Source organism: Acinetobacter sp. 228 (assembly GCF_048147885.1).
Genome location: NZ_JAYWYV010000642.1, coordinates 1 through 1,011, shown reverse-complemented (window position 1 = coordinate 1,011; position 1,011 = coordinate 1). Strand labels below are relative to the sequence as shown.

Genomic DNA, 1,011 nt, shown 5'->3' with positions numbered 1-1,011 from the left:
CCATCATCCTTTAGCCTTTAAACAGTTTGAGTCAAATTTATTTAATGCACTGATTTATGGTCAGCCCAATAATGCATTACATAAAATTGATCAATATAAAGAAAAAACGGTATCTCCTTATTTCGTGAAGCGCACAGAAGCATATATTAAAGAACACTTGCATGAGCCGCTTAATGTCGAGATTTTAGCTGAACATGCAGGCGTGAGCGTAAGAACCCTATTTATTGGTTTTAAAAATTATTTGGGAACCACCCCAATGTCTTATCTTAAAGAATTACGCTTTGAACAAGCCCATTTAGAACTTATGCATAATGAACATCTATCGGTCACTGACGTTGCATTTAAATGGGGATTTACTCACTTAGGCCGTTTTTCTCAAGAGTACAAACGCCGTTATGGTGAATTACCTTCTTCTACTCGCCGTTCTGGTCAAAGTGAAGGCTCAGGCTTAATTACTTCTATTTTTTCTTAAACTAAAAAATAGATAAAGCCTTTTATATCAATAAATATAAAAGGCTTTTTTTTATGACTTAGAAATGATGAACATAACGAACTTGTAATCGTGTTCCTTCTGGTCGGTTTTCAGCGTCTTGCTCAAAATAAGCATTTGCAACCAAGTGATCATTTTTAGAAAAACTATACATCGCCCCCGGACCAATTGCCCAGACTTGCTCACGTCTACCTTTAACTTTTTCACCATCCACTTCAGTGTCAGTGATTTGTTTTAGCCAATAGCCATTTAGTCCCAAGCGGAACTGTTCAGTAATGGCATAGTCTGTTGCGAAGTTTGCATGAATTGCTTGCCCAGCTTGCATATCATTTGCACCTGCAAACGCATAGCTTGGGTCATCATTTTTAAAGTTATAGAGATAATGGATACGTGTTGACGCAGTCCATTTGGGATTAAACCAATATGTGGCAGCCCAATACGGGTCAAATGAAACAGCGTTATTACTTGGGTTAATATCTTTTTGCTGGTCGTATTCGCCAGTAGGTAAATTCACCTGAAAC

At 37.6% G+C, this 1,011-nt stretch carries 2 protein-coding genes; one reads left to right on the top strand and one right to left on the bottom strand.

The genetic code is table 11. The annotated features are described in order from the left end of the window. Window positions 1-472: helix-turn-helix domain-containing protein (locus VXQ92_RS21520; RefSeq protein ID WP_416683121.1), on the top strand; the 472-nt coding region annotated here is incomplete at its 5' end. Between the two features lie 58 nt (window positions 473-530). Here VXQ92_RS21520 and VXQ92_RS21515 read toward each other — a convergent pair. Then, window positions 531-1,011, bottom strand: a 481-nt coding sequence (locus VXQ92_RS21515; protein ID WP_416683120.1) for a SphA family protein, incomplete at its 5' end; no start/stop codon positions are given.